Annotated in this window: 23 protein-coding genes; 15 read left to right on the top strand and 8 right to left on the bottom strand. The window is 71.7% G+C overall.

Annotation, left to right across the window (positions count from 1 at the left end; all coding sequences use genetic code 11):
* Positions 1 to 104 precede the first annotated feature (104 nt).
* Entirely contained in the window at positions 105 to 944 is an 840-nt protein-coding gene (locus tag AB0M80_RS19010) for an LLM class F420-dependent oxidoreductase (protein WP_364566130.1), read from the bottom strand.
* Positions 945 to 982: 38 nt separating this feature from the next.
* Positions 983 to 1,561 (bottom strand): DinB family protein, encoded by a 579-nt coding sequence (locus AB0M80_RS19005; RefSeq protein ID WP_364566127.1) that lies wholly within the window; start codon positions 1,559 to 1,561, stop codon positions 983 to 985.
* Between the two features lie 75 nt (positions 1,562 to 1,636).
* Here AB0M80_RS19005 and ligA point away from each other — a divergent pair, with 75 nt between their 5' ends.
* Both ligA and AB0M80_RS18995 read left to right on the top strand, forming a co-directional pair.
* Positions 1,637 to 3,628: an NAD-dependent DNA ligase LigA gene (gene ligA / locus AB0M80_RS19000; RefSeq protein WP_364566124.1), complete on the top strand. Its 1,992-nt coding sequence runs from the start codon at positions 1,637 to 1,639 to the stop codon at positions 3,626 to 3,628.
* A gap of 102 nt (positions 3,629 to 3,730) precedes the next feature.
* Positions 3,731 to 4,189 (top strand): hypothetical protein, encoded by a 459-nt coding sequence (locus tag AB0M80_RS18995; protein ID WP_364566122.1) that lies wholly within the window; start codon positions 3,731 to 3,733, stop codon positions 4,187 to 4,189.
* Between the two features lie 277 nt (positions 4,190 to 4,466).
* On the opposite strand, the gene AB0M80_RS18990 is transcribed toward AB0M80_RS18995, so the two are convergent.
* Positions 4,467 to 5,387 carry a LysR family transcriptional regulator gene (locus AB0M80_RS18990; protein ID WP_364566120.1) on the bottom strand — a complete coding sequence of 307 codons (921 nt, stop codon included), beginning with the start codon at positions 5,385 to 5,387 and terminating at the stop codon, positions 4,467 to 4,469.
* A 122-nt stretch (positions 5,388 to 5,509) separates the two neighbouring features.
* Between AB0M80_RS18990 and AB0M80_RS18985 the strand changes: the two genes are divergently transcribed.
* The 10 genes from AB0M80_RS18985 to AB0M80_RS18940 all read left to right on the top strand — a co-directional run bounded on the left by AB0M80_RS18985 (position 5,510) and on the right by AB0M80_RS18940 (position 14,517).
* Entirely contained in the window at positions 5,510 to 6,217 is a 708-nt protein-coding gene (locus tag AB0M80_RS18985; RefSeq protein WP_364566117.1) for an SDR family oxidoreductase, read from the top strand.
* 2 nt (positions 6,218 to 6,219) lie between these two features.
* Positions 6,220 to 6,573, top strand: a complete 354-nt coding sequence (locus AB0M80_RS18980) for an SgcJ/EcaC family oxidoreductase (protein WP_364566115.1) — start codon at positions 6,220 to 6,222, stop codon at positions 6,571 to 6,573.
* Between the two features lie 580 nt (positions 6,574 to 7,153).
* Positions 7,154 to 7,915, top strand: coding sequence for a 3-oxoacyl-ACP reductase FabG (gene fabG / locus AB0M80_RS18975; protein WP_364566112.1), 762 nt, complete (start codon positions 7,154 to 7,156; stop codon positions 7,913 to 7,915).
* Between the two features lie 5 nt (positions 7,916 to 7,920).
* Entirely contained in the window at positions 7,921 to 8,373 is a 453-nt protein-coding gene (locus AB0M80_RS18970; RefSeq protein ID WP_364566109.1) for a MaoC family dehydratase, read from the top strand.
* Positions 8,374 to 8,475: 102 nt separating this feature from the next.
* Positions 8,476 to 9,492 (top strand): phosphotransferase family protein, encoded by a 1,017-nt coding sequence (locus AB0M80_RS18965; protein WP_364566107.1) that lies wholly within the window; start codon positions 8,476 to 8,478, stop codon positions 9,490 to 9,492.
* Positions 9,493 to 10,746 carry an acyl-CoA dehydrogenase family protein gene (locus AB0M80_RS18960; protein WP_364566104.1) on the top strand — a complete coding sequence of 418 codons (1,254 nt, stop codon included), beginning with the start codon at positions 9,493 to 9,495 and terminating at the stop codon, positions 10,744 to 10,746.
* Complete coding sequence (locus AB0M80_RS18955) at positions 10,743 to 11,927, top strand: acyl-CoA dehydrogenase family protein (RefSeq protein ID WP_364566102.1); 1,185 nt, start codon at positions 10,743 to 10,745, stop codon at positions 11,925 to 11,927. Before AB0M80_RS18960 ends, AB0M80_RS18955 begins: the two co-directional genes overlap by 4 nt.
* Positions 11,924 to 13,030 carry an acyl-CoA dehydrogenase family protein gene (locus AB0M80_RS18950; protein WP_364566099.1) on the top strand — a complete coding sequence of 369 codons (1,107 nt, stop codon included), beginning with the start codon at positions 11,924 to 11,926 and terminating at the stop codon, positions 13,028 to 13,030. The genes AB0M80_RS18955 and AB0M80_RS18950 overlap by 4 nt, the downstream gene beginning before the upstream one ends.
* Positions 13,031 to 13,298: 268 nt before the next feature.
* Positions 13,299 to 13,484 (top strand): hypothetical protein, encoded by a 186-nt coding sequence (locus tag AB0M80_RS18945; protein ID WP_364566096.1) that lies wholly within the window; start codon positions 13,299 to 13,301, stop codon positions 13,482 to 13,484.
* 154 nt (positions 13,485 to 13,638) lie between these two features.
* Positions 13,639 to 14,517 carry an alpha/beta hydrolase gene (locus AB0M80_RS18940; protein WP_364566093.1) on the top strand — a complete coding sequence of 293 codons (879 nt, stop codon included), beginning with the start codon at positions 13,639 to 13,641 and terminating at the stop codon, positions 14,515 to 14,517.
* Here the strand turns inward: AB0M80_RS18940 and AB0M80_RS18935 are convergent.
* Genes AB0M80_RS18935 through AB0M80_RS18920 form a run of 4 tightly spaced genes read right to left on the bottom strand, consistent with a single transcriptional unit; the run spans position 14,514 to position 20,247 of the window.
* Positions 14,514 to 16,946 carry a hypothetical protein gene (locus tag AB0M80_RS18935; protein ID WP_364566090.1) on the bottom strand — a complete coding sequence of 811 codons (2,433 nt, stop codon included), beginning with the start codon at positions 16,944 to 16,946 and terminating at the stop codon, positions 14,514 to 14,516. The genes AB0M80_RS18940 and AB0M80_RS18935 overlap by 4 nt on opposite strands.
* 8 nt (positions 16,947 to 16,954) lie before the next feature.
* Complete coding sequence (locus tag AB0M80_RS18930) at positions 16,955 to 17,578, bottom strand: TetR/AcrR family transcriptional regulator (RefSeq protein WP_103337831.1); 624 nt, start codon at positions 17,576 to 17,578, stop codon at positions 16,955 to 16,957.
* A gap of 43 nt (positions 17,579 to 17,621) precedes the next feature.
* The gene (locus AB0M80_RS18925; RefSeq protein ID WP_364566088.1) at positions 17,622 to 18,590 is read right to left on the bottom strand and encodes a phosphotriesterase-related protein; all 969 of its coding nucleotides are present in this window, start codon (positions 18,588 to 18,590) and stop codon (positions 17,622 to 17,624) included.
* 4 nt (positions 18,591 to 18,594) lie between these two features.
* Positions 18,595 to 20,247 carry an AMP-binding protein gene (locus AB0M80_RS18920; RefSeq protein WP_364566085.1) on the bottom strand — a complete coding sequence of 551 codons (1,653 nt, stop codon included), beginning with the start codon at positions 20,245 to 20,247 and terminating at the stop codon, positions 18,595 to 18,597.
* A gap of 357 nt (positions 20,248 to 20,604) precedes the next feature.
* Here AB0M80_RS18920 and AB0M80_RS18915 point away from each other — a divergent pair, with 357 nt between their 5' ends.
* On the top strand, positions 20,605 to 21,450 hold the full coding sequence (locus AB0M80_RS18915) for a hypothetical protein (protein ID WP_364566083.1): 846 nt from the start codon (positions 20,605 to 20,607) through the stop codon (positions 21,448 to 21,450).
* 42 nt (positions 21,451 to 21,492) lie between these two features.
* Here the strand turns inward: AB0M80_RS18915 and AB0M80_RS18910 are convergent, their stop codons facing one another.
* Positions 21,493 to 24,579 carry a glycoside hydrolase family 2 TIM barrel-domain containing protein gene (locus AB0M80_RS18910; protein ID WP_364566080.1) on the bottom strand — a complete coding sequence of 1,029 codons (3,087 nt, stop codon included), beginning with the start codon at positions 24,577 to 24,579 and terminating at the stop codon, positions 21,493 to 21,495.
* A gap of 171 nt (positions 24,580 to 24,750) precedes the next feature.
* Between AB0M80_RS18910 and AB0M80_RS18905 the strand changes: the two genes are divergently transcribed.
* Together AB0M80_RS18905 and AB0M80_RS18900 are read left to right on the top strand one after the other, a co-directional pair.
* Positions 24,751 to 25,536 carry an enoyl-CoA hydratase-related protein gene (locus tag AB0M80_RS18905; RefSeq protein WP_364566077.1) on the top strand — a complete coding sequence of 262 codons (786 nt, stop codon included), beginning with the start codon at positions 24,751 to 24,753 and terminating at the stop codon, positions 25,534 to 25,536.
* 55 nt (positions 25,537 to 25,591) lie between these two features.
* Positions 25,592 to 26,101 carry a dihydrofolate reductase family protein gene (locus AB0M80_RS18900; protein ID WP_364566074.1) on the top strand — a complete coding sequence of 170 codons (510 nt, stop codon included), beginning with the start codon at positions 25,592 to 25,594 and terminating at the stop codon, positions 26,099 to 26,101.
* Positions 26,102 to 26,183 lie beyond the last annotated feature (82 nt).

The following is a 26,183-nucleotide window of genomic DNA, read 5'->3' as shown; positions in this document are numbered from 1 at the left end:
GCCCACGACCTCGCCACCGCGACCGGGCCCTCCCGCCGGGCGATCGGCCTCGTGGAGCCTTGGCCGTCGCCCGGCCTCGCGGGCAGCGCGGTGCCGGGCGCGGTTCAGCGCAGCGGCTCGAGCGCCTTCGCCAGCGGCTCCAGCACGGCCGGGGTGTGCGGCGGCGGCAGGTACACGATCGCCAGGTCCACGCCCGCTTCACCGAGGGCCTCCGCTTCGGCGGCGACCTTCGCGTAGTCGAGGTCCGGGCCGAGGCGGACGTGCGAGGACAGCGTGATCTCGGCCGGGTCGCGGCCGATGTCCGCGCAGTGGCGGTGCAGCACGTCACGCTTGTGGGCGAACTCCTCGGGCGTGCCGCCGACGAAGTTCCAGTGCTGGGCGTACTTCGCGGTCGTGCGCAGCGTGCGCTTCTCGCCGCTGCCGCCGATGCAGATCGGCGGGTGCGGCTTCTGCACGCCCTTCGGCTCGCAGCGGGCATCGGTCAGCTGGTAGTGCTCGCCCCGGAAGGTCGTCGTCTCCTGGGTCAGCAACCCGACGAGGACCTCGCAGGCTTCCTCGAACCGGTCGCTGCGTTCCTTGACCGAGCCCAGCTGCATGCCGTACGCGCCCGACTCCTCTTCGTTCCAGCCGGCGCCGACGCCGATCTCCAGCCGGCCGCCGGAGACGATGTCCAGCGTCGCGGCCATGTTCGCCAGCAGCGCCGGGTGGCGGTAGTGGATGCCGCTGACCAGCGTGCCCAGCCGGAGCCGCTTGGTCGCCTGGGCGAGCGCCGTGAGCGTCACCCACCCTTCCAGGCAGGGACCGGTCGAATCGGAGAAAATGGGATAGAAGTGGTCGAAGGTCCAGCCGGATTCGAACAGCTCGATTTCGTCGGCGGCCTGCCACACGGCGAGCATGCCGGCCCATTCGGTGTTCTGGGGCGAGGTCTTGATGGCGAATCGCATGATCTTGATCGTAACCCTGGAGTTGTTCCAGGTTGCGGTCATTGACCGAGGCGGCCGTCGATCCGTTCGCGGAGGAGGTCGACGTGCCCAAGGTGGCGGGCGTACTCCTCGATCATGCCGACCACCGCTTCGCGCAGCGACATCGCCCCGCCGCCGCTGCCGTGCTGGTTCGCGGAATCCTCGGCGGTGACGTCCAAACTCGGCGCCGCGGCCAGGAACTCCGTCGCGAAGCCGGCTTCCGCCCGCCACGCCGCCCAGGCCTGCTCGACGACGTCCGGATCCGGCACGGCGCCGGTGAAGTCGGCGTCGCGGTCGGCGCCAGTGGTGTAGAGCCGGGGCACGTCCTGGCCGGCCAGGAGCACCCGGAAGGTGGCCCGCTCCACCTCGGCCAGGTGCCGCACGAGGCCCAGCAACGACATCGTCGACGGCTCGACCGCCCGCCGCGCCATGGCCTCGGCGTCGAGGCCAGCGCACTTCAGCTCCAGCGTGAGCCGCAGGCAGCGCAGGGATTCGGCCAGCGTGGTGCGCTCGTCGCCCAGGCGCACCCGGTGCTCGCGCGGGTCGTCGGGCGACGGCCTGCCGTCCTCGGTGAACATGTCGGCTCGTCGGGTCGCCATGCCCGTCATCGTCGGCGACCCCGCGGAACCGCGGCAAGCGGTTTTTTGTCGGGGGTGCCCGGTAACGTCCTTCCGGTGAACGCTCAGGAACGCATCCAGGAACTCGCCGATCGCATCACGGTGCTGCGTGACGCCTACTACCGCGGTTCGCCGCTGGTGGCCGACGCGGAGTACGACGCGGTCGAGGACGAGCTGCGGAGCCTGATCGGGGCGCACCCGGAGCTCGCGCCCGACCCGAACCCCCTCGACCAGGTCGGCGCGCCCGCGGTGCTGCACGCGCCGATCCGGCACTCGCGCCCGATGCTCTCCCTGGAGAAGGCGACCAAGCCCGAGCAGGTCGCCGCCTTCTTCGACCGCTTCCCCGGCCAGCCGGTGGTCGTCATGCCGAAGCTGGACGGGCTGTCGCTGGCCGTCGTCTACGAGAACGGACGGCTGGCCCGGGCGGTCACCCGCGGGGACGGCACGACCGGCGACGACGTCACGGTGCTCGTACGGGCGCTGACCGACGGCATCCCCGGTCACGTCGACGCGCCGGGCCGCGTCGAGGTCCGCGGCGAGGCCGTCATGCTGCGCTCCACCTTCGCCGCCTACAACAGCGCCCACCCGGACAAGCCGCTGATCAACCCGCGCAACGCCGCCGCCGGCACCCTGCGCGCCAAGGACCCCGCCACCGTCGCCGAGCGGCGCCTGCGGTTCTTCGCCTTCGACCTGTACACCGAGCCCGACAGCGCGGAGACCGACCTCGGCGGCGCGCTGCACACGCTCGGCTTCACCGCGGCCGACATGCGGCGCTGCGCCGACGCGGAGTCGGCCCAGCGCGTGATCGGCGAGATCGAGCAGCAGCGCAACGACCTCGACTACGACCTCGACGGCGCCGTGCTGCGGCTGGCGAGCCGGGACGCCTACGCGGCGGCCGGGACCCGGTCGAGCTCGCCCCGCGGTGCGCTCGCGTTCAAGTTCGCTGCCGAGGAGAAAACCACCGTGCTGGCCGACGTGGTCTGGGACGTCGGCAAGACGGGCAAGATCGCCCCGGTCGCCTGGCTGGAACCGGTGTTCGTGGGCGGCACGACGGTCACCCGCGCGACGCTGGCCAACCAGGAGGTGATCCGGGCCCGTGGCATCAGGATCGGCGACACCGTGCTGGTGCGCCGCGCCGGTGACGTGATCCCGTTCGTCGCCGGCGTGCTCGACGCCTCGAAGCGCACCGGCGCCGAGCGGGAGATCGTCCCGCCGGACACGTGCCCGTCGTGCGGGCAGCCGCTCACCGAGCAGGGCAACAGCCGGGAACTGTTCTGCACCAACGTTTCCTGCCCGGCCCAGACCGTCCGGCGGCTGATCCACTGGGCGTCGCGGGCCGCGGCCGACATCGACGCCATCGGCGGCGTGTGGATCGAACGGCTGGCCGAGGCGGGGATCTTGGAGCACCCGTCGGACTTCTACGGGCTGACCAAGGAAAAACTGCTGGAGTTCGACCGAATCGGCGAGGTCTCGGCCACGCGGATGATCGAGTCGATCGACGCGAGCCGGTCGGTCGGCCTGCGCCGGGCGCTGATCGGGCTGGCGATCCCGATGGCGTCCGAAGGCACCGCCGCCCGCCTGTGCCGGGCGGGGTTCGGCGCCCTGGAGGACGTCGCGGACGCGGGCGTCGACGGGCTCGTGGCCGTGGAGGACATCGGGCCGAAGGTCGCCGCGTCGCTGATCGAGCACCTCACCCGGTTGCGCCCCGAACTCGAGCGGCTGCGGAAGGCGGGCGTTTCCCTGGACGTGCGCGAGGAGGACCTCCCGCCGGTCGTCGCGGCCGGCGCGCCGCTGGCGGGCAAGACGGTGGTGGTCACCGGCGCGATCCACGATCCCCGTTCGGGGGAGAAGGTCCCCCGTCCGACGTTCCAGCGGCTCTGCGAGAAGGCGGGCGCGACCACGGCGTCCTCGGTCTCGGCGAGCACCGATCTGCTCATCACGGGCGCGGACGTCGGGGCGAGCAAGCTGACCAAGGCCGAGAAGCACGGCGTCGAGGTCGTCGACCAGGGCGAGATCTGGCAGCAGCTGATCGCGGCCGGGATCGTTTGACCCGCGCCCTGTCTCGGTTCCCGGATGCGGGTCGCCCAGTCGTGGCGGACCCCCGAGGGCGACACTGAGCGTGGGTAACCGCCTCGTTCGAAGGGATGCACGATGACCACGCCGCCGACCGATCTGGCGCTCGCCCGTCAGCTCCGCGTGCACGAGTTCCTCACCGGGCGGGGCTGGCACCTCGACGGCGACAGCGATCCCGGCCGCGTCTGGTTCGCCGACGACGTCCACGCCAGGTGGCACTACCCCGCCACCTACGGCGGTCAGCACATCAACGACGTCGCCGACACCACCCCGGTGCGGCTGCAGTGCTATTTCACGTTCGACAACCAGGGCGACGAGGTCTTCACCGTCGTCCCGGCGGGCAACCTCCGGGGCAGCGGCTGCGCCGAGCACGACACCATGGAGCGGTTCTTCCCCTTCACCGCCGACGGTGCCGTGGACCTGGCAGAGATCGCCGCACTGCTCGACACGCTCGAGCCGCGCGCGCGATCCCTCGACCCCCGGGCCCTGATCGAGTGCCGGTACTTCGGGCCCTGCCGGAGCCGGGCTCGGGGGTAGCCCGGCCGCCGCGCAGGTCGGCCGGCACCTTCGGGCGCGGGGATCTGCCCGGGCGGCGGCCCGGACGGGACCGCCTGCCCTGGTGACCGCTCATGCCGCGCTCGGGCCGCAGCGCCCGGTGGGCAACGCGGTGTTGACCAGCCTGCTGGACGGTGGGCGACCGGGCCGCCCTGGGGCACTCGCGGTGCAACGCTGCGGGTCCACACCGCCGGAGGAATGTCCGTGCCACGACGAGGCGAACGCCGCCCCCGAGCGCGTTGCCCCTGGCGACCGCCCGTCAGGCGGGCCGGCCCCGCTCGACGGCGTGCGGGTCGTCGGCGGGCAGCCATCCGGTGCCGAGGTCCAGGGAGCCGACGTCCCGGGTGAGCGCCGCGATGGTCGCGCGGACCGGCGCGCGGGTCTCGTCGCGGCGGGACACCAGGGACCACGTCCAGAACGGTGCCGGGTCCACCACCGGCCGCCGCCCGAGGTCCGGCGGTACCGGCGTCGTCTGGCCCTTCGGGTTGTTGAGCACCGGACGCCGCAGCCGGCGGACGTGGTCGAACAGCGCCGGGCCCGTGGACCCCCCGTCCTCGGTGTGCACCACCTCGGCGCCCGTCGCCCGGGCGAACTCCTCGGCGTAGGCGTTCCACGACGCCCAGCTGGCCGTGTCGGCGTCGACCAGCACGACGACGTCCCGGGCCGCGACCTCGGCGGTGCCGGTGCCGACCGCGTAGAGCCGGTCCGCGCCGATCAAGCGGGCTTCCAGACCGAGTTCGGCCAGTTCGGCGGCCCTCGCCCAGCAGATCGCCAGGTCGATGCTCCGGTCGGCCACCCGGCGCAGCTGGGTGTGCGAAGGCAGCACCCACGTGTCGACGTGCAGGTGCGCGACGCCCGCCACCCGGTCGAGCAGGTCGGCCGGGCGCCAGTTCACGTAGCCCAGCCGCACCGGCTCGCGCGCCGCGATCCCCGCGGCCGTGCGGCGTAGCTCGTCCGCCTGCTCCAGCAGCGCCCGGACCTGGGGCAGCAGCGATTCCCCGCAGTCGGTCAGCGTGACCGAACGGCGGTCACGGTCGAAGAGGCGGACACCGAGGTCACGCTCAAGCGCCTTGATTTGCTGGGACAGCGACGGCCCGGCGATGCGCAGCCGTTCGGCGGCCCGGCCGAAGTTCAGCTCTGTGGCGACGGCCACGAAGTACCGAAGCTGGCGTAGCTCCATGGCGGCAGCTTAATGCGGTGGGAGGTTGCGCCTCTCAAGTGAGAGCGAACCGGTCGTGGCGAAGCGCTCGGGTCCGGCACACCATCGGCTTCGGAAGCACCACTTCGAGGAGGTCCACAGAAATGAGCACCCAGAAGGTCGCGGTCGTCACCGGCTCATCGCAGGGCATCGGCGCGGCACTGGTCGAGGCGTACCGCAAGCTCGGCTACGCGGTCGTCGCGAACTCGCGGTCCATCACCCCGTCGGGCGACGCCGGGATCCTGGCCGTCGCGGGCGACATCGCCGACCCGGCCGTCGGCGCCCGCGTGATCGAGCAGGCCCTGGCCACGTTCGGCCGCGTCGACACCCTGGTCAACAACGCCGGCGTCTTCGTCGCGAAGCCGTTCACCGACTACACCGCCGCCGACTTCGACCTGGTGACCGGCGTGAACCTGCGTGCCTTCTTCGAGGTCACCCAGCGGGCGATCGCCGCGATGCTCGAAGTCGGCGGCGGGCACGTCGTCAACGTCACCACCAGCCTGACCGACCACGCGAACAGCGCGGTGCCCTCGGCGCTGGCGTCGCTGACCAAGGGCGGCCTGAACTCGGTGACGAAGTCCCTGGCCGTCGAGTACGCCACGCGCGGCGTCCGCGTGAACGCCGTGTCTCCGGGCATCATCCGCACTCCGATGCACCCGGCTTCGACGCACGAGGCCCTGGCCGCGCTGCACCCGGTCGGGCGGATCGGCGACCCGGGCGACATCGTCGACGCGGTCGTCTACCTGGAGGGCGCGCCGTTCGTCACCGGCGAGATCCTGCACGTCGACGGCGGCCAAAGCGCGGGACACTGACCATGGCCACCGAAATCCTCACCGGCGTGCTGGACGCCTGGAAGGCGGCGGTCGACGCGCACGAGCCCGAGCGCGTCGCGGAGGTCTTCACCGAGGACGCGATCTTCCAGGGGCTGCACCCGTACAGCGTGGGCCGGGACGGCGTGGCGGCGTATTACGGCTCCCAGCCACGGGGCATGACGGCGGACTACCGGATCGTGGAGACCCGCCGGTTGGCCGAAGACGTGCTCCTCGGGTATGCCCGTGTCGACTTCGGCTTCACCGATCGGCCGACGCTGTCGGTGCACCTGAGCGTCATCGTCCGCCGCGCCGGGGACCGCTGGCTGATCGCGCACTACCAGGTCTCGCGGCTCTGAAAGGGGCACGACGATGGAGTTCCTCGTCGACCTGGTGACCACGGTCCCTCCGGGCACCCCCGAAGCAACGGTCGAGGCACCCCTTGTCAGCCGACCGTCAAGCCCGCCTCGCGGAAGAGGCGGGCCTGACGGGGATGCGGGCTTGGACGGGCCGGTGCGGGTCCACGCCGAACTCCGGGCGCGCGATCTCGTGCCCGGAGGCTGACCTTCGCGTGCGGCGTCCGGTCAGCCGGCGTTCGCCTTGAAGCGCAACAGGTTCCCCGCGGCACATCCGCGGCCGGTTCCTCGCCGAGCCGGTTGCACCCGTAACGCCGCGGCACCCGGTCCTGCGAACACCGGTCGTCGAGGATTGCGCCGTCCCGTCTACAGCAGTCTTCGGCGGCAAGTCAAGAGCACCGCGAACCGGACTACCTGAAGCGGTTCCCCCAAGCGGAGTAGTCCGTTTTGCGCTCTCGGTCATGGCTATGATCCTGCGCATGGCGATCACCACTTTGGGGATCGATCCCGCGTATCGTCGAGTGACCAACCGCTTAGTAGGCTCGCGGGCACGAGCCCGCTTCTCAACGACGAGGAGGTCCCCGTGACCGATTCCCCTTCCCGTGTCGCCGTGGTCACCGGTGCCGGCCGCGGCATCGGCGCCGCCGTCGCGGCGCGGCTGGCCGATGACGGCTTCGCCGTCGGGCTGCTGGACCTGGACGAGGCCGGCGTCAAGCAGGGCGCCGAGGCGATCGTCGCCAAGGGCGGCAAGGCCGTCGGTGTCGCGCTGGACGTCAGTGACGCCGAGCAGGTCGAGGCGGCCGTCGGCCGCGTCGCCGACGAGCTCGGCCCGCCGGTCGTGCTGGTCAACAACGCCGGCATCACCCGCGACAACCTGATCTTCAAGATGACCGAGCAGGAGTGGGACTCCGTGCTCGGCGTGCACCTCAAGGGCTCCTTCCTGATGACCCGCGCGGTGCAGAAGCACATGACCGAGCAGAAGTACGGCCGGATCGTCAACCTGTCGAGCACGTCGGCGCTGGGCAACCGCGGCCAGGTCAACTACTCCGCGGCGAAGGCCGGCATGCAGGGCTTCACCAAGACCCTCGCGATCGAGCTGGGCAAGTTCAACGTCACCGCCAACGCGATCGCGCCGGGCTTCATCGCCACCGACATGACCGCGGCGACCGCCGAGCGCCTCGGCATGAGCTTCGAGGACTTCAAGGCGGCGGCCGCGTCGCAGATCCCGGTGCAGCGCGTCGGCACGCCCGAAGACATCGCCAACCTGGCGTCGTTCCTGGTCAGTGAGGGCGCCGGGTTCGTCTCCGGCCAGGTCATCTACGTCGCCGGCGGACCGAAGGACTGAGGCCGATGCGGGAATTCCAGAGCCTCGACGAGTTCGCCGCCGCGGCCGGCGAGCACCTCGGGTACAGCGAGTGGCTGACCATCACCCAGGAACGGGTGAACCAGTTCGCCGACGCCACCGACGACCACCAGTGGATCCACGTGGACGAGCCGATGGCGGCCGCCGGCCCGTTCGGCGGCACCATCGCCCACGGCTTCCTGACGCTGTCGCTGCTTTCGGCGTTCGGCCCGAAGATCTACAAGGTCAACGGCATCCGGATGGGCATCAACTACGGCCTCAACAAGGTGCGTTTCCCGCAGCCGGTGAAGGTCGGTTCGAAGGTGCGTGCCGGGGCCGAGCTGGTGGAGATCGCCGACATCCCGGGCGGGAAGCAGGCGGTGTCGAAGTGGACGGTCGAGATCGACGGCGAAGCGAAGCCCGCTTGCGTCGCCGAGTGGGTGACGCGTTTCCTCGCATGACGCCGTCGGAGCGGCACTTTCACGGGAAGTGCCGCTCCGAGGCCGCTGTACGTCATACCGACTAGTCGGTATGCTCTCCGGGACCGAGCTTGAGGAGGCTGGATGAACCCGCCAGGACTCGACCTGGGCCGCCTGCGCGCCCACCTGGACGCGCGCCGGCCCGGCCTGGTCGCCGGGGAGCTGACCGCGGACGTCGTGGAGGGCGGCCGGTCGAACCTCACCTACGTGGTGGGCGACGGCCGGTCGCGCTGGGTGGTGCGCCGGCCGCCGCTCGGGCACGTGCTGCCCACGGCGCACGACATGAGCCGCGAGTTCCGGGTGATCTCCGGCCTGCGGACCACCGCCGTGCCGGTACCCGAAGCGCTGCTCCTGTGCGAGGACGCCGACGTCGTCGGCGCGCCGTTCTACGTGATGAGCTTCGTCGAGGGCACGCCCTACCGGACCGCGGACGAACTCGCGGAACTCGGCGCGGACCGCACCCGGGCGATCGCCGACGCGTTGGTCGGCACCCTGGTCGACCTGCACGCGGTGGACCCGGCCGCCGTCGGACTGGGTGACTTCGGCCGGCCGGAGGGCTTCCTGGAGCGGCAGCTGCGGCGGTGGAAGAAACAGCTCGACGCGTCGCGCAGCCGCGACCTCCCCGGCATCGACGAGCTGCACGACCGGCTCGCGGCGGCGGTGCCGGTGTCCGGCGAGCCGTCGATCATCCACGGCGACTACCGGCTGGACAATGTGCTGGTCGACCGGAACGACCGGATTTCGGCGGTGCTCGACTGGGAGATGTCGACGCTGGGCGACCCGCTGACCGATCTGGCACTGCTGGTGGCTTACGCCGAGCGGGACAAGGTGTCGCTGCCGTTCGTCTCCAACGCCAGCTCGGCGCCGGGCTACCCGGCCACCGACGAGGTCGTCGCCCGCTACGCCGAGCGCTCCGGGCGGGACGTTTCGCAGCTGAACTGGTACGTCAGCTTCGCGTTCTTCAAGCTGGCCGTGATCCTGGAAGGCATCCACTTCCGCTTCACCAGGGGGCAGACGGTCGGGGCCGGCTTCGAAGGCGTCGGGGCCGGGGTCGCGCCACTGATCGCGCACGGCAACGAAATTCTCAAAGAGGAGAAGTAAATGGACTTCGCGTTCGACGAGAAGACCGAGGAGCTGCGCGGGCGGCTCCTCGAGTTCATGGACTCGCACATCTACCCCGCCGAGCCGGTGTTCGAGCAGCAGCTCGCCGAACGCGACGACCCGTGGGCCATCCCGCCGGTCGTCGAGGAGCTCAAGGCCGAGGCCCGCCAGCGCGGGCTGTGGAACTTCTTCCTCCCCGGCGACCGCAGTGTTGGTGCCTCCAATGCCGGCAGGCATGGGCAGGGCCTGACGAACCTGCAGTACGCGCCCCTGGCCGAGATCACCGGCCGCAGCATCCGGCTCGCCCCGACCGCGCTCAACTGCGCCGCGCCGGACACCGGGAACATGGAAGTGCTGGCCATGTTCGGTTCCGAGCCGCAGCAGAAGCAGTGGCTGGAACCGTTGCTGAACGGCGAGATCCGCTCCGCCTTCGCGATGACCGAGCCGGACGTCGCCTCCTCCGACGCCCGCAACATCGAGACGGCCATCCGCCGCGACGGCGACGAGTACGTGATCAACGGCCGCAAGTGGTACATCTCCGGCGCGATGAACCCCGCGTGCAAGATCTTCATCGTGATGGGCAAGACCGACCCGGACGCCGCGCCGCACCAGCAGCAGAGCATGATCCTGGTCCCCCGCGACGCCCCGGGCCTGACGGTCAAGCGCGGCATGCACGTCTTCGGCTACGACGACAGCGACCACGGCGGCCACGCCGAGGTGCTCTTCGAAGACGTCCGGGTGCCGGTGGAGAACCTCGTCGCCGGTGAGGGCGACGGGTTCGCCATCGCCCAGGCCCGCCTCGGCCCGGGCCGGATCCACCACTGCATGCGCGCCATCGGGATGGCCGAGCGCGCGCTGGAGCTCATGTGCCGCCGCGCGATTTCGCGGGAGGCGTTCGGCAAGCAGATCGCCCAGCAGGGCGTGGTGCAGGACTGGATCGCCGAATCGCGCGTCAAGATCGAGCAGCAGCGGCTCCTCGTGCTCAAGACCGCGTGGCTGATGGACACCGTCGGCAACCAGGGCGCGCACACCGAGATCCAGGCGATCAAGATCTCCACCCCGAGCACCGTGGAGTGGATCCTCGACAAGGCCGTGCAGGTGCACGGCGCGGGCGGCGTCAGCCAGGACTTCCCGCTGGCCGCCATGTGGGCCGGCAACCGCACGCTGCGCCTGGCCGACGGGCCGGACGAGGTCCACAAGCGCTCGCTGGCCCGGCGCGAACTGAAGAAGTACCTCTCGGAGGGCGCGAAGTGACTGTCACCGCCGAAGACCTGACCCGCCAGGCCACCGAGTTCCTGGCCACGCACGACCCCGCGTCGACCGAGCCGCTGGAGTTCCTCCGGGCGCGGTTCGACGCCGGCCTCGCCTGGATCCACTTCCCCGCCGGGCTCGGCGGGCAGAACGCGCCGCGCGCCCTGCAGTCCGTTGTGGACACTGTGTTCACCGAGGCGGGCGCGCCGGACAACAACCCGCGCCGGATCGGCATCGGCCTCGGCATGGCCGCGCCGACCATCCTCGCCTTCGGCACGCCGGAGCAGCGCGAGCGCTTTCTGCGTCCACTGTGGACCGGCGAGGAGGTGTGGTGCCAGCTGTTCAGCGAGCCCGGCGCCGGCTCCGACCTCGCCGCGCTGGGCACGCGGGCCGTCCGCGACGGCGACGACTGGATCGTCACCGGCCAGAAGGTGTGGACCTCCGGCGCGCACGAGTCGCAGTGGGCGATCCTGGTCACCCGCACCGACCCGGACGTGCCGAAGCACCAGGGCATGACGTACTTCCTGTGCGACATGACCGCACCCGGCGTCGAGGTGCGGCCGCTGCGCCAGATCACCGGCGAGGCCGAGTTCAACGAGGTCTTCCTCACCGACGTCCGCATCCCGGACACCCAGCGCCTCGGCGCGGTCGGCGAGGGCTGGAAGGTCGCGCAGACCACGCTGATGAACGAGCGCGTCGCGATCGGCGGGCACGTCCAGCCGCGCGAGGGCGGCCTGATCGGGATCGTCGCGAAGACGTGGCGCGAGCGGCCCGAGCTGCGCACGCCGGAGCTGCGTGACCGGCTGGTGCGGCACTGGGTCGAGGCGGAGACGCTGCGGCTGGCCGGCACCCGGCTGCGCCAGCAGCTCACCCTCGGCGCGCCCGGGCCGGAGGGCTCGGCCATGAAGGTCGCCTTCTCGGAGTTGAACCAGGCGCTCACCGGCCTGGAGGTCGAACTGCTCGGCGAGGAGGGTCTCGCCTACGACGACTGGACGTTCCGGCGCCCGGCGATCGTCGACTTCACCGGCCGCGAAGCCGGTTACCGCTACCTGCGCGCGAAGGGCAACTCCATCGAGGGCGGCACCTCGGAGGTCCTGCGCAACATCATCGCCGAGCGCGTGCTGGGGCTGCCCTCGGAGCCGCGCGTCGACAAGGACGTCGCCTGGAAGGACCTCCCCCGATGAGTCAAACACCGCGTGACCTGCTCTACTCCGACGTGGAGGAGGACCTGCGGGCTTCGGTCCGGGACCTGCTCAAGGCCAAGGCCGGCGCCGAAGCGCTGCTGGCGCGCGTCGAGACGGCCGAGCCGTACGACCTGAAGCTGTGGCGCACGCTGGCCGACGAGGTGGGCGTGGCCGGGCTGGCGGTGCCGGAGGAGCTGGGCGGCCACGGCGCGTCGGCCCGCGAAGTCGCCGTCGTGGCCGAAGAACTGGGCCGCAGCGTCGCGCCGGTCCCGTTCCTCGGCAGCGTCGTGCTGGCGACGACGGCGCTGGTGCACGTGGTCGCGCGCGACTTCGTCGGGCGGCTCGCGGCGGGGCAGGCGATCGGCGCGCTGGCCGTGCCGCTGTCGACGGCGCCGGGCGCGGGCTTCCCGTCGTCGGTGACGGCGGCCCCGGACGGCACCCTCACCGGGCGGATCGGCACGGTCGCCGACGCGTCGGTGGCGGACCTGCTGGTCGTGCCGGCCGCCGGCCCGGACGGCCCCGGGCTGTACGTGGTCGAGGCCGCGGCGGCGACCGTGTCGGAGCTGGTCTCGTTCGACCTGACGCGCCGCGTGGCCGACGTGGTGCTTGCGAACGCACCGGCGGTGCTCGTGGCGTCCGGCCCGGAGGCGGCTTCGGCGTTGGAGAACGCGCTGCTGTTCGGGGCGGGCATCCTGGCGTCGGAGCAGACCGGGGTGGCCGAGTGGGCGCTCACGGAGACGGTGGGCTACCTCAAGGGCCGGTACCAGTTCGGCCGCCCGGTCGGCGGGTTCCAGTCGCTCAAGCACCGGCTGGCGAACCTGTACACGGACCTGGTCCTCGCCCGCGCGGCGGCCCGCAACGCCGCCGACGCGCTGGCCACGGGGATCGACGTCCCGATCGCGGTGGCGGTGGCCCAGGCCCGCAACGCGCCGATCGCCGTCCACGCGACGGAGGAGGCGATCCAGCTGCACGGCGGCATCGGGATGACGTGGGAACACCCGGCCCACCTGTACCTGAAGCGCGCGAAGGCGGACGAGATCGCCCTCGGCACCCCGGGCCGGCACCGCGCCCGGCTGGCGGACCTGATCGACCTGCCCGCCTGAGTTCCCGGACGCGGCCCGGCCCGCCGATCGCCGGCGGGGCCGGGCCGTGTCCGCGCATCGCACCACTTCGGCCGATCACCAGATTCTTTTCGGCCGCCGCGGCACCGGGAAGACCCACGCGCGTTGCTGCACCTGCACGAACTGGTCGAGCGCACCGGCGACATCGCCGTTTACCTCGACCTGCGGACGATCGGCTCCACGGGCGGCCGCTACGCCAACACCGCGTTGAGCCCGGCCCAGCGCGGCACGCAATTGCTGGTGGACACCCTTGCGGCGCGGCGTGGTCGACCCGCGCCACCCGGGCCGGCTGTACGACGGGTACGCCATCGACTACGGCTGCTACGTGTCCCTGCTCATCGGCGGGGGGACCGCCGCGGGCCTCGCGAAGAACATCCCCGCCGACGTCTTCACCTTCGACAAGGCCGTGGTCGACCTCCGGCGGCTGGGCTGCTGACCCGCCGGTTTCATGAAGAAACTTCAGTTTCGGCGGGAGTTTTCGCTCATCTGAGCGGAAACTTTGTGACCCAGGACACTTCGCAGGCAAAAGGGTGACAAAAGTGCCCTTCTCCCCATGGTTCTTCCCGGCGCCCGGATCTAATCTGTGCGCCATGGAAACAGCCGTCGCACCGACGGACGCCGGTTCGCTGGAGGAATTGACCGTCACCGTCGGCGGTCACCACCACAGCGCACTCGCGGCCGGGCCCGCCTCGGGCGAGCTCGTCCTGCTGCTGCACGGCTGGCCCGAGTTCGCCGACGCCTGGACCGAGCAGCTCCACGCCCTCGGCGAGGCCGGGTACCGCGCGCTGGCCGTCGACCAGCGGGGTTACGCCGCGGGCGCGCGCCCGGAGGGCGTCGAGCACTACCGCCTCGATCTCCTGCTGAGTGACGCCCTCGCGTTCGCGGACAGCCAGGGAGCGGACCGGTTCCACCTGGTCGCCCGCGACTGGGGCGGCATGGTGGCCTGGGCCCTCGCCGCCGCGCACCCGGACCGGCTGCGGTCGTTGACGGTGCTCTCGACACCCCACCCGTCGGCCCTCCGCCGCGCGGCGGCGACCGACGACGGCCAGTTCCACGACCTCGGCTACATCCGCTTCTTCCGCCGGGCGGCCGGCAAAGCCGAGAAATACCTCTTACGCGACGAAGCCGCGCAATTACGCGCAGTTTACAATCGCCGGATTCCCGCCGCAATCGTCGAACGCGCGGTGGCCCGCCTTTCGGAACCGGGCGCGCTGACGGCCACGTTGAATTGGTATCGCGGCGCGACGAACGACGAGTTCGACATCCCGGCGGGCCGCATCACGGTGCCGACGCTGTACCTGTGGGGCCGCGAGGACCCGTACCTGGGCCAGAGCGCGGCGGAGCAGACGGTGCACCACATCGACGCGGAGTACCGGTTCCAGATCATCGAGGGCGCGAGCCAGTGGATGGCGATGGAAGCGCCGGACGAGGTGATCGCCCTCCTGCTCGACCACCTCCAGCGGCACTAGCCGGGCTTCCGTACCAGCCCGGCGTAGCCGGCCAGCGCGAGCGTGGCCAGCGCCCAGACCGCGGCCTGCACCGCCCAGATCGCCACCGTGAACACCTGGCCGGGCCCGGTGCCGGTGTTGAGGTCGCACCGCCCGCGCACGCCCGGCGACAGCGGCAGCCCGCGATCCAGCCCGACGCCGATGAGCTCGACCGTCGTGCACGGCGTGCCGGCCGGGGCCGCGAGGTCCGCGACGCGCTCGGCGGCCCGATGGCGCCCGTCGCCCACGTGCCCGGCCCAGAGCCCGAGTCCCCCGGCGGCGACCACGGCGAGCAGCAGCGCGGCGGCCGTCCGCCGCGCGCGGTAGCCGTAGCCGGCGAAGACGCCCCACAGCCGGTGGAACCACCGCGCCGGCCACCCGCCGAGCACCTCGGGCGCCCGCTGCTGCAGGTCCCGCTGCTGGGCGATGAGGATCTGCCGGGCGTTGCCGTCGTGCCCGTGCGCGCGTTCCACCGCGGCCAGCCGCTGGTACGGCCCGGGCCGGTACCCGGCGGTGCGCGAGCGGATCAGCTCCAGCCACTCCCGCCAGGAGACGTCTTCGAGCGAGCCGAACCGGAACCCGTCGAAGAACACCAGGCCGTCGGAGCCGACCACGTCGGCGGGGAAGAAGACCGGCCCGTCGACCACCGCGTCCTCGAAGCTCACGAGCGTGCCGCCGCCGCGATGGCCGATCTCGGCGCCGGTGAAGCTCAGCAGGCCGCCGACATGGGCGCCCAGCAGGCCGATGACCGCCGGGTCGCCGCTGCCGGTGGCCCGCAGGCCGGTGCACGCCAAGCTCCCGCGGACCCGGCACCGGTCCGCCAGCAGCGCCGGACCCCCGTCGTTGGTGAGCTCGGCACCGTCGAAGGTCACCTTGCCGTCGACCTGCGCCGCCGACAGGCTCACCGCAGCCACCTCGGACGAGGCGGTCGCCGTCACGGCGGTGAAGTCGAGGTAGGTGCCGACGCGGAGGTCGTCGGCGCTCAGCGCCGGGCCCGACCCGTTCACGCACACGGCGCCTTCGGCCAGCAGCTGCCCGCCGATTTCGGCGGCGTGCGCCCGGACCGCGCCGCGGTCGCCGGCGCCGGTGGCGTGCGTGCCGGCCAGGTAGAGGTTTTCCTCGACGCGCAGCCCGTCGGCGTAGAGGGCCGGGCCGGTGTCGCTGGTGATCCGGGCGTCCTCGATCGTCACCTGGCCGCCGATCCGGGCGCCGAGCAGGCGGAGCGTGCCCCCCTCGCCGGACCCGGTCGCCGTCACTCCGTCGAGGCGCAGGGAGCCGTCGACGCGGAGCCGGTCGGCGCTCAGCGCCGCGCCGGTGTCGTTGGCGAGCTCGGCGCCCTCGAGGTCGACGTGCCCGCCGATCTGCGCGCCGAGCAGGCAGAGCGCGCCGTACTCGCCCGAGCCGGTCGCCTTCACCCCCTCGCCGGAGAGGGTGTCACCGACCCGGATGCCGTCGGCGCTGAGCGCCCGGCCGCGGTCGTTGACGACCACGGCGCCGTCGAAGGTGAACTGCCCGTCGACTCGCGCACCGGTCAAGCTGATCGTGGCGGCCCCGGATCCGGTGGCCGTGAGCTCGCGGAGGCGCAGCTCCCCCACGTGGAGCCGGTCGGCTTCCAACGCGGTTCCGGCGCCGCCCCGCAGCGTGCTCCCGGTGAGGTCGGCCTCCCCGAGCCGGGCGCCGAGCAGGCGGAGTTCCCCGGTCACCGCCGCCCCGGTCAGGCGCAGGTCACCCTCGACGACCAGGCCGTCGGCGTTCAGCGCGGGCCCGGACCCGTTGGTGAGCTCGGCGTCGTCGAAGTCCATTTGCCCGTCGACGCGCGCACCGAGCATGCGGACCGCACCGAGCTCGCCGGCCCCGGTCGCCCGCAGGCCGACGGCCTGCAGCTGCCCGCACTGCAGGCCGTCGAGGTACAGCGCGGGCCCGTCCGCGCTGGTCGACTCCGCGCCGGAGAGGTGGAGCCGGCCGGCGATCCGGGCGTCCCGCAGGCAGAGCGCGCCGTACTCCCCGGAGCCGGAGATCCGCGTGCCCGACAGGCGCAGGCCGTCGGCCCGCAGGCCCTCGGCGTCCAGCGCGCATCCGGAGCCGCCGGTGAGCTCACTGCCGGCCAGGTCCAGCCACGGTATCCGGGCGTACTGCGCACTGACCGGATCGGCGAACACGCAGTCCACCAGAGCGAGCCCGGCGACGGCCTCGACGTCGTCCAGGTCGAGCGCCCCGGTGATCCGGGCGCCGTCCACCCGTACCCCGCGGGGGTCCACCGGGCCGCGGAGGCCGAGCAGCAGTTCGCGCAGCACGACGGCGCGTATCGGAGCATCGGCCGAGCAGGACCGGCCGTGCCGGGCGGCTTCGAGCACCTGCCGCTCCGCTTCGGTCAGGTCGTCGACGACGGGCAGCGGCGGGAACTCGGTCACCCCGCCAACTAACCAGGCGGGCGGAGCGCGTCCAGCAGCAGGTCCGCGTAGTGGTCGCCGATCTGGCGGGCCGTCAGCGAGCCGCTGCGGCGGTACCACGAGCCCAGGTGGTGCACCGAGCCGAAGAAGAAGTCCACGACCACGTCGGCCGGCTTGTCCGTGCGGAACTCCCCCGACGCCTGGCCTTCCTCGACCAGACCGCGGAAGCGCTCGTGGTACTTGCGGCGCTCGGCGCGGACCGCCTTCTGCTTGTCCGGGGACAGCTGGTGCATCGACTGCAGGAAGATCGTGTTGTCGTCGAGGTTGTCGATGCTGGACACCACGACGTCGGACGCCGCCGCGGCGAGGCGTTCCCGCAGCGGCGCGCCCGACGAGGCCACGCTCTCCAGCTGGCGGGTCTGCTCGCGCAGGACGCGGGCGTAGATCTCGTAGAGCAGGTCGTCCTTCGAGCCGAAGTAGTGGTACATCGCGCCCTTGGTGACGCCCGCCGCCTCGACGATCTCCTGGACGGACGTGCGGTCGAAGCCCTTCTTGGCGAACAGCTTCGTGGCGTGCTCCAGCAGCCGCCGGGGCACGGCGGCCTGGTCGTCGCCGGTGGCTTCGCCCGGCTTACGGGTGCTTGCTCGGGTCACCGCAAGTACCCCCTTCCGCGTCAGGACGACTCAGGATAACGGCTCAGCCCGCCCACGCCAGGAACCGCCGGGGGTTGTCGACGAGCATCGTCGTGATGTCCGTTTCGGACACCCCGCGCTCCCGCAGCGCGGGCAGGACGTCCCGGGTGATGTGCAGGTAGTGCCAGTTGGGGGCGATCGCGGGCAGCTGCGCGGCGGGCAGCCAGTCGATGTAGCAGGACGCGTCGTGCGAGAGCACCATGCTGCCCGCGTAGCCGCGTTCGCACAGCGCCGCGACCGTGTTCACCCGTTCCTCGAACGGCAGCAGCAGATCCAGGCCGAAGCGGTCCATGCCGAGCAGCGAGCCGCGGTCGGCGAGCTCGATGAGGTAGCCCAGATCCGTCGAGTCGCCGGAGTGCCCGACGAGCACCCGGCTCAGGTCGACGCCCTCGGACTCGAAGATCGCCTGCTGCTCCAGCCCGCGCCGCGTGCCCGCGTGCGTGTGGGTCATGATCGGCGCGCCCGTCTCGACGTGCGCCTTCGCCACCGCGCGCAGCACGCGCTCGACGCCGGGCGTCACCCCGGGTTCGTCCGTCGCGCACTTGAGCAGCCCGGCCTTGACGCCGGTGCCCGCGATGCCCTCGCGGAGGTCCCCGACGAACATCCCGATCAGCGGGTCCTCGCCCTGCAGCAGCGTGCCGGGCCCGCGGAAGTGCAGGTAGTGCGGGACGTCGTGGTAGGTGTACAGCCCGGTCGCGACGACGATGTTGACCTCGACCTCGGCGGCGACCCGCTGCACGCGCGGGATGTAGCGGCCGAGCCCGATCACCGTCGGGTCGACGATCGTGTCGATCCCGGCGTTCTTCAGCTCCTTCAGACGCCGGATCGCTTCGGGAACGTGCTCGTCCTCCCGGAACCCTTCGTGCTCGGGGTAGTTGGCGGCGAATTCCGGGCTCAGCACGAAAAGGTGCTCGTGCATCAGCACCCGGCCCAGCGCGGCCGGCTCGATCGGGCCGCGGACGGTCTCCACCACCGCGCTACCCCCGTGCCCGCAGCTCGCGGCGCAGGATCTTGCCGCTCGTGGTCTTGGGCAGCTCGTCGAGGACTTCGACGGTGCGCGGGTACTTGTAGGCCGCGAGCCGGTCCTTGCACCAGGCGACCAGCTCCGCGGGATCGGCGTTCGCGCCGGGCGCCGGGCTGACGTACGCCTTGACCGTCTCGCCGCGGTATTCGTCGGCGATCCCGACGACGGCGGCCTCGCGGACCGCCGGGTGCGTGTACAGGACGTCTTCGACCTCGCGCGGCCAGACCTTGAAGCCGGACGCGTTGATCATGTCCTTCTTGCGGTCGACGACGTAGACCCAGCCGCGCTCGTCCATGAACCCGATGTCGCCGGTCAGCAGCCGCCCGCCGGGCAGCGCCTCGGCGGTGGCGTCCGGGCGGTTCCAATAGCCGGAAACGACCATCGGGCCTTCGACGGCGATCTCGCCCGGCCGGCCGGGCGGCAGCTCTTCGCCGTTCTCCCCGAGGATCCGGACGATCGTGTCCGGCACCGGCAGGCCGATCGAGATCGTGCCGGATTCCGGGTCGATCGGCGCCTCGAGGGTGCCGGGCACGACGATGCAGCCCGCCGTGGTTTCGGTGAGGCCGTAGCCGTTGTGGATGTAGTGCCCGGTCTTGGCGCGGAAGGCCTCGACGACGGCGGGCGGCAGCGCGGCACCGCCGGAGTACAGCAGCGCGAACGAGTCGAAGTGCTCCCGGCTGAAGGACGGGTGGGCCATCAGGGCCATGTAGGCCGTGGACGGCCCGACGGTGTACGACGGCTTGTGCTCGAGGAAGGCGTCGAGCACGACCCCGGGTTCGAAGCGGTAGGCCAGCGCGAGGGTCCCTTCGATGTCGATCGCGGAGCCGAGCTCGCAGACCATGCCGGTGATGTGGAACAGCGGCGCGAGCCCGAAGATCGTCGAGCCGGCGGGCAGGCCGCTGAAGGAGCCGAGCCCGGCGGCGTTGGTGCCGATGTTGCCGTGGGTGTTGGTGGCGCCCTTGGGCGTGCCGCTGGTGCCGGAGGTGTAGCTGATCAGGGCGGTGTCGTCGAGGGCGAAGGCGGGTTCCGGGGGCTTCGGCCCCGGCGTGGCCGCGGCTTCGAGGAGTTCGGTCGCACCCGGGGTCTCTTCTTTTCCGACCTTGGCCAGCACGCGCTGGTCGTCGCGGGTCTGGAACTCCAGTTCGCTGGTGGTGAGCGCGACGGCGACCCCGTTGGCGGCCGCCGTCTTGCCGATGTAGGCGTTCCAGCCGCGCTGCGAGCAGACGATCGCCTTCACGCCGGCGTCGGTGAGCACGTGCGTGAGCTCCCGTTCGCGGTACATCGGGTTGACCGGCACCACGATCCCGCCGGCCTTCCACGCGCCCAGCAGGGCGATGACGAACTGGGGGATGTTCTGCAGCACCAGGGCGAGCCGGTCGCCGCGGGCGAAGCCGTTGGCGGTCAGGTACCGCGCGACGCCGTCGGAGAGCTCGTCGACCGCGCGATAACTCAGCCGCGCGTCGAAGTACGCGATCGCCGCCCGGTCGGGGACGTGGTCCACGGCGCGGCGGAACATCTCGGGCAGCGTCGTCGGCTTCGCCGGTCCCGCGGCCCGCACCTGTTCGTCGTAGCTCGCGAGCCAGGGCTTCGCGTCGTACCAGCTCATCCAGCGACCTCCTTTGGACACCGACCGGTCGGTATGCCGACGCTAGGAGGACGCGACGGCCCGCGTCAAGCCCGGCCGGGCACGCCGAAATTGCGCACGACAATTCTTGCGTGCCGAAACCGCGCCAAAAACAACGCAGTCAGATGCCGCCGTCACAGGGGTACACGTACCCCGGTTCGAAATGGTTCATATCTTCTTTTTCGACCGGATCACACTGGACAAACCCCTGGCCCAGAGGCCACCATGGTCGTCGGCGACCAGATTGGCCCGCCCCATCAGAGAACCCCGCCGTATCCCCCGAACACGGCGGAGTACCCATATGTTCACGCTAACTCACGCACGAAAACGGAGTCATTCATGCCTTCTTCCGGTGGACGACACCGCCTATCCCGGCGGACGAAGATCGCGACCGGCGCCCTCGCCCTCGCGATCGCGGGCGGGGCACTGACGATCGCCATGACCGTCGGCGACCCCAACGCCGCGAACGCCGCCTCGGGCGGTCAGGCGGCGGCCGGCCAGATCACCTGCCCCGACGTGGCGAGCAAGCTCCCGGCGATCCCCGCGCAAGCCCAGGCCGAGGTGACACGCAACCTGGACCTGCTGAACACCCAGATCGCCGAAGCCAACAACCGCCTGCAGACGACCGTCGGCCAGGGCGGCCCGAACTTCGTCCAGAACGCCATCCTCGGCCCGCTGGCGGACAAGCGGAAGTCCACGATCGACCGCATCGCCATCTCGATCGGACGCCGGGCCGAGAAGCCACAGGGCCTCGACAGCCTGGCCACCTGCGCGGTGGGCGGGCAGGCCGGCACGGGCGCGGGCGCCGAGGCGCCGGCGCCGGCGCCGGCCGAAGGCACGGACAACGGCGGGCAGAACGGGAACACCGGGAACACGGGCAACACCGGCAACGCCGGAGCCGGCGAGATCTCCTGCCCCGACGTGGAGAGCAAGCTCCCGGCCATCCCCGCCCAGGCCCAGGCCGAGGTGCAACGCAACCTCGAGCTGCTGAACACCCAGATCGCCGAAGCCAACAACCGCCTGCAGACGACCGTCGGCCAGGGCGGCCCCAACTTCGTGCAGAACGCCATCCTCGGCCCGCTCGAGGACAAGCGCGTGGCGACGATCAACCGGATCGCCACCGCCATCGGCCGCAACGCCGAAAAGCCGCAGGGCCTCGACGCTCTCGCGCCCTGTAGCCGGTGACCACCGGGGTCCGGCGGGGGGTGCGCCCCGCCGGACCCGCGGTCACCGGGCCAGCAGCGCGCTGATCCGCAGGAAGCCCCGCGCGGTCATCGTCACCCGCACCTCCGTGGTGACGACCGGATCGAATGCGAACGACGTCGGGTCGTTCGAACCGGTCCCCCAGGTGATCCGCAGGTTCCGCACCGGCTCGAAGCCCCGGGCCGTGCGGCAGGTGACTTCGACGGCGACCGGCAGCGCCAGTTTCGCGTCCACGACGAAGTTCGCCGTGACGGCGCTGATCCGCTGGGCCGACGGCCAGGCCAGGGAGACCCAGTCCTCGGCTCGCGGCCTGCTCACCGCGTTCAACGTCGACGTCGCCTGCTTGACGTAGTAGTTGGACCAGCCGGTGGCCGGGTTGCCGTCCAGCATCGCGGCCGGCAGCGTGTCCGGGGCACCCGAGTAGCTCGCGTCCGCGGTCGAGACGGCCGGGATCACCGCCGTCTCGACCATGCGCGCCCCCGGCCCGTTGCGCTGCCCGAGAGGCGTGCCCGGCAAGGTGATCCGCCCCGGCGCCAGCCCCGGCGCACTCGCCGTGACGGTGATCGCGCCGCGCCCGCCGGTCGCCGCGACGACGGCGACGGCCAGTCCGTTGAACGCCGGGATCGTCGGCTGCTGGTAGCTCTGGGCGAGCTCCTGCCGTCCGTTGTCGACCCCGGCGACCCGTCCCGGCCCGTGGACGGTGAACCGCAGCACCGGCTCGGCGCCGGGCACGACGACACCGCGGGCGTCCACGACCGACGCCGTCACGAACGTCATCGCCCCGGCCACCACCCCGCCCCCGGGCGCGTCCACGCTCAGCTTGAGCGCGCGCGGCGGCCCGGCCGTGACGAGCCGGTCGCGCGCCACCTCGCGGCCGCCGGTACGGGCGATCGCGGTCAGCGTGCCGGGCTCGAAGGGCACGGTCCAGGTCAGGTGCAGCTTGCCGGTGCTGCCGTTCGGGCTGACGTAGCTGCCGGAAGGGTCCTTCTTGTCGTCACCGGCCGGTTCGGTCGTCTCGAGGTACGGCCGCCCGTCCACCGTGGTCTTGCGGTCGAACTTCTTGACCCCCAGCGACTTCCCGTTCAGCACCAGCTCCACGGTGTCCACAGTGGAATAGACCCACACCGCGACGGGCTCGCCGATCCGGTGGTTCGTCCAGTCCATCGGGGTCAGGTGCACCATCGGCGCGGTGGTCCACTGGCTGCGGAACAGGTGGAAGGCGTCCTTGGGCAGGCCGGCGCTGTCGATCGCGCCGAAGAACGACGTCTTCACGGGGAAGACGTCGTACGGCGTGGGCTCGCCGAGGTAGTCCTGCCCGGCCCAGAGGAACTGGCCCTGGCAGAACTTCCGGTCGCGGTCCTTCTTCAGCGAGTATTCGCCGCTGAACGTCCACGAAGCCAGGTTGTTGTCGTAGGACGACGTCGCCCGCTTGCCCGGCGTGTGGTTTTCGCCGGTGTTGAGCAGGTCCGGTTCCTGGTAGACCCCGCGCGTCGAGGTTTCCGACGACGACTCGGACTCGAAGAAGAACTTGTCCGGGTACTGCTTGTGCAGCCCGTCGATGGACTGGGCGGTGTTGTAGTTGACGCCGAGGCCGTCGAGCTGCTTCATGATGAGGTCCTGCGGCGAACCGGGCGCGGGCACGCCGCGGTAGCGGTCCGAGCCCATCACGATCGGCCGGGTCGGGTCGATCGCCCGGACCGCGGCGATCAGTCCCGCCGCGATTTCCGGGCCGCCCGCCATCGACGCGTCCGGCACCTCGTTGCCGATCGACCACAGCACGACCGCGGGCGAGTTCTTGGCCGCGTGGACCATTTCGGCGATGTCGCGCCCGCTCCACGCGTCGAAGTCCCGGTGGTAGTCGTACTCGAGCTTGCCGGTCCGCCAGCAGTCGAACGCCTCGACCATCATGACGATCCCGAGCCGTTCGCACACCGTCACCAGCTGCGGGTCCGGCGGGTTGTGGGCGGTCCGCAGCGCGTTGACGCCCATCGCGAGCATCAGCCGCATCTGGTGCTCCAGCGCGGCCGGGTCGACCACCGCGCCCAGCGCGCCCTGGCTCGAGTGCAGGTTGACCCCGCGCAGCTTCATCGGCACGCCGTTGAGCGAGAACCCGTTGTCGGGGTGGAATTCGGTGTAGCGGAAGCCGAAGTCCGCGGTGGTCGTGTCGAGCACGCGGCCGCCCACGACGACGTCGGTGCGCAGCCGGTACAGCCGGGGCTGCTCGCCCGACCACAGCTGGGGATGCTCGACTCGCAGGTCGGTCCCCGCCGTCGTCGTCCGGCCGGCGGCCACTGCGACGGTGGCCGAGCCGTTCGCCACGACGCGGCCCGCCGGGTCGGTGACCGTGGTGCGCACCTGCGCCGTCACCGCGGCGCCGGAGTCGTTCACGACGTCGGTGGCCACCCGCACCGTGCCCCGGTCGGCGGCGATGTCCGGGGTGGTGACGAACGTGCCGTGCCGGGCGACGTGCACCGGCTCGGTCACGACCAGGCGCACGCGGCGGTAGATCCCGCTGCCCGAGTACCAGCGGCTGCTGGGCAGCGGGTTCGTCGCCCGCACGGCGAGGACGTTCGGCGTCCGGCCGTCGGTGTGCAGCCGTCCGGTGAGGTCGAAGGCGAACCCGGTGTAGGCGTACGGGTGGTTGCCCAGCAGTTCGCCGTTCAGGTGCACGTGGGCGTCCGAATAAACGCCGTCGAATTCCACCGACACGCGTTTGCCGGCGAGCGAAGGCGGCAGCGTGAACGTCTTGCGGTACCAGCCGAGGCCGCCGCGGAAGAAGCCGGAACCGCTGCTCGTGCCGCCCTTTTCGGTCGGCGGGAGTTCGATGCTCCAGTCGTGCGGGACGTCGACCACCTGCCACGTCGAGTCGTCGAAGGCGGGCTTCGCGGCGTCGGCGAACCGGCCGTCGGGATCGGTGACGCCGTCGGGGTTCGCGAGGACGAACCGCCAGCCGGTCCCGAGGTCGGTTTCCCGCCCGGCGAGCGCGAGTTCCGGCCGCGTGAGCGCGTCGGCGGCCCTGGCGACCGGCGCGACCGCCGACGTGGCGACGGCGGCGCCGACCCCGCCCAGCACGAGCCGTCGGCTGAGCCCGCTCGGTTCTACTTCCGACATCGGCAGTCCCTTCCAGCGGGGCGTTGTGCGGGCGGAAAGCACTATGGCACAGAGGTTTCCGGTCGACCAACGGGTTCGATAATTTCGAACTTCGCGGGCATTCCCCCGCCCGGGACATGACGGATGGCCAAGCGACCGCTTAGTCTGGTGGCCGACCCCGAGGAGGCGGCGATGTCCACGGTCGATGGCGTGCGGTACGCGGCGGACGGCGCGATCGCCACGTGCACGTTCGACAAGCCCGGCCGCAGCAACGCGATGGACGTGCCCATGCAGGCCCGCTACGGCGCCCTGCTGCGGCAGGCGGACGCCGATCCGGAGATCCGCGCGGTCGTCGTCACGGGCGCGGGCAAGGCCTTCTGCCCCGGGGCCGACCTGGGATTGCTGGACACCATCGCCGGGGCGCCACCGGCCGGGGAAAGCGAAAACTTCCGGGACGTGCTGGCGGCGGCATCGGTGGGCGTCCCGGTGGTCGCCGCGATCAACGGCGGCTGCGCCGGCCTGGGGTTCGTCATCGCCTGCTCGGCGGACGTCCGCTTCGCCGCCGCGGGCGCGAAGTTCACCACCGCGTTCGCCCGCCGCGGCCTGATCGCCGAGTACGGCATCGCGAAGCTGCTGCCGGAGCTCGTCGGCCAGGGCCGCGCCCGCGACCTGCTGCTGTCCGGCCGCACGTTCACCGCGGAGCAGGCGCTGGACTACGGCCTGGTCCAAGAGGTTGTCCCAGCCGGCGAGCTGCAGCTGCGCGCGCACGCCTACGCGACCGAGCTGGCGACCTACAGCGCACCGCGGTCGATGGCGGTGATGAAGGAGCAGTTCGCCCGCGAGGCCCTGCTGCCGCTGCCGGAGGCGGCCCGCGAAGCGACGGCGTTGATGCTGGAGTCGTTCGGCCGCCCCGAGCTGGCCGAGGGGCTGGCGAGCTGGAACGAGCGCCGTCCACCGCGGTTCCCGCCCCACCGATGAGTTTCCCGCCCTCCGGCCGTCAGTACCCGCGTCCGGCGATTCCACGGAGGGTTCCATGGCCAAACTGCTCTACGCGTTCAGCTGCTCGATCGACGGTTTCCTGGCCGGCCCCGGCGGCGACATGTCCTGGTTGACCCCGCACCTGCGCCCCGACCCGCTGGTCGACGAGCTGATCCCCCGCATCGGCGCGCTACTGGTGGGCCGCCGCACCTTCGACGGCGACGACCCGCACCGGGGCGGCGCAGGCGAGGGCAAAGCATTCGGCGGCGGGTGGGAGGGGCCGCAGTTCGTCCTCACCCACCACGCCCCGCCACCGGTTCCCGGCGTGACTTTCGTGGGTGATCTGCAGTCGGCAGTCGCTGCGGCCGCGGAGGCTGCCGGGGAGAAGTACGTCAACGTTCTCGGTGCCGATGTGGCGCGGCAGTGTCTCGAGGCCGGGGTGTTGGACGAAATCCTCGCGTTGCCCGTTCCGGTGCTTCTCGGGGCTGGGGTTCGGATTTTCGAACGGGTTGGTCCTCCTGTTCCGCTGGAGTCCATTGGGCCTTGCTGGTATCGGGTGGTTTGATTTCTCTTGCCACCTGATCGGTGACTGTTCAGGCCGTTTTCGGGCTGTGGTCGCAGCATAGCCAGGCGACCGCTATCGAAAT

The sequence above is a fragment of the Amycolatopsis sp. NPDC051045 genome (genome assembly GCF_040682955.1).
In the GTDB taxonomy this organism is placed as follows: domain Bacteria; phylum Actinomycetota; class Actinomycetes; order Mycobacteriales; family Pseudonocardiaceae; genus Amycolatopsis.
The sequence above is the reverse complement of the archived record's forward strand: the minus strand, read 5'-3'. Positions and strand labels throughout refer to the sequence as shown.

Excerpts from the sequence above, each read along its gene's own strand:
- AB0M80_RS19010 (WP_364566130.1), bottom strand. The coding sequence starts at position 944 with ATGCGATTCGCCATCAAGACCTCGCCCCAGAACACCGAATGGGCCGGC.
- AB0M80_RS19005 (WP_364566127.1), bottom strand. The coding sequence starts at position 1,561 with ATGGCGACCCGACGAGCCGACATGTTCACCGAGGACGGCAGGCCGTCG.
- AB0M80_RS18995 (WP_364566122.1), top strand. The coding sequence starts at position 3,731 with ATGACCACGCCGCCGACCGATCTGGCGCTCGCCCGTCAGCTCCGCGTG.
- AB0M80_RS18990 (WP_364566120.1), bottom strand. The coding sequence starts at position 5,387 with ATGGAGCTACGCCAGCTTCGGTACTTCGTGGCCGTCGCCACAGAGCTG.
- AB0M80_RS18985 (WP_364566117.1), top strand. The coding sequence starts at position 5,510 with ATGAGCACCCAGAAGGTCGCGGTCGTCACCGGCTCATCGCAGGGCATC.
- AB0M80_RS18980 (WP_364566115.1), top strand. The coding sequence starts at position 6,220 with ATGGCCACCGAAATCCTCACCGGCGTGCTGGACGCCTGGAAGGCGGCG.
- AB0M80_RS18970 (WP_364566109.1), top strand. The coding sequence starts at position 7,921 with ATGCGGGAATTCCAGAGCCTCGACGAGTTCGCCGCCGCGGCCGGCGAG.
- AB0M80_RS18965 (WP_364566107.1), top strand. The coding sequence starts at position 8,476 with ATGAACCCGCCAGGACTCGACCTGGGCCGCCTGCGCGCCCACCTGGAC.
- AB0M80_RS18960 (WP_364566104.1), top strand. The coding sequence starts at position 9,493 with ATGGACTTCGCGTTCGACGAGAAGACCGAGGAGCTGCGCGGGCGGCTC.
- AB0M80_RS18950 (WP_364566099.1), top strand. The coding sequence starts at position 11,924 with ATGAGTCAAACACCGCGTGACCTGCTCTACTCCGACGTGGAGGAGGAC.
- AB0M80_RS18940 (WP_364566093.1), top strand. The coding sequence starts at position 13,639 with ATGGAAACAGCCGTCGCACCGACGGACGCCGGTTCGCTGGAGGAATTG.
- AB0M80_RS18920 (WP_364566085.1), bottom strand. The coding sequence starts at position 20,247 with ATGAGCTGGTACGACGCGAAGCCCTGGCTCGCGAGCTACGACGAACAG.
- AB0M80_RS18915 (WP_364566083.1), top strand. The coding sequence starts at position 20,605 with ATGCCTTCTTCCGGTGGACGACACCGCCTATCCCGGCGGACGAAGATC.
- AB0M80_RS18910 (WP_364566080.1), bottom strand. The coding sequence starts at position 24,579 with ATGTCGGAAGTAGAACCGAGCGGGCTCAGCCGACGGCTCGTGCTGGGC.
- AB0M80_RS18905 (WP_364566077.1), top strand. The coding sequence starts at position 24,751 with ATGTCCACGGTCGATGGCGTGCGGTACGCGGCGGACGGCGCGATCGCC.
- AB0M80_RS18900 (WP_364566074.1), top strand. The coding sequence starts at position 25,592 with ATGGCCAAACTGCTCTACGCGTTCAGCTGCTCGATCGACGGTTTCCTG.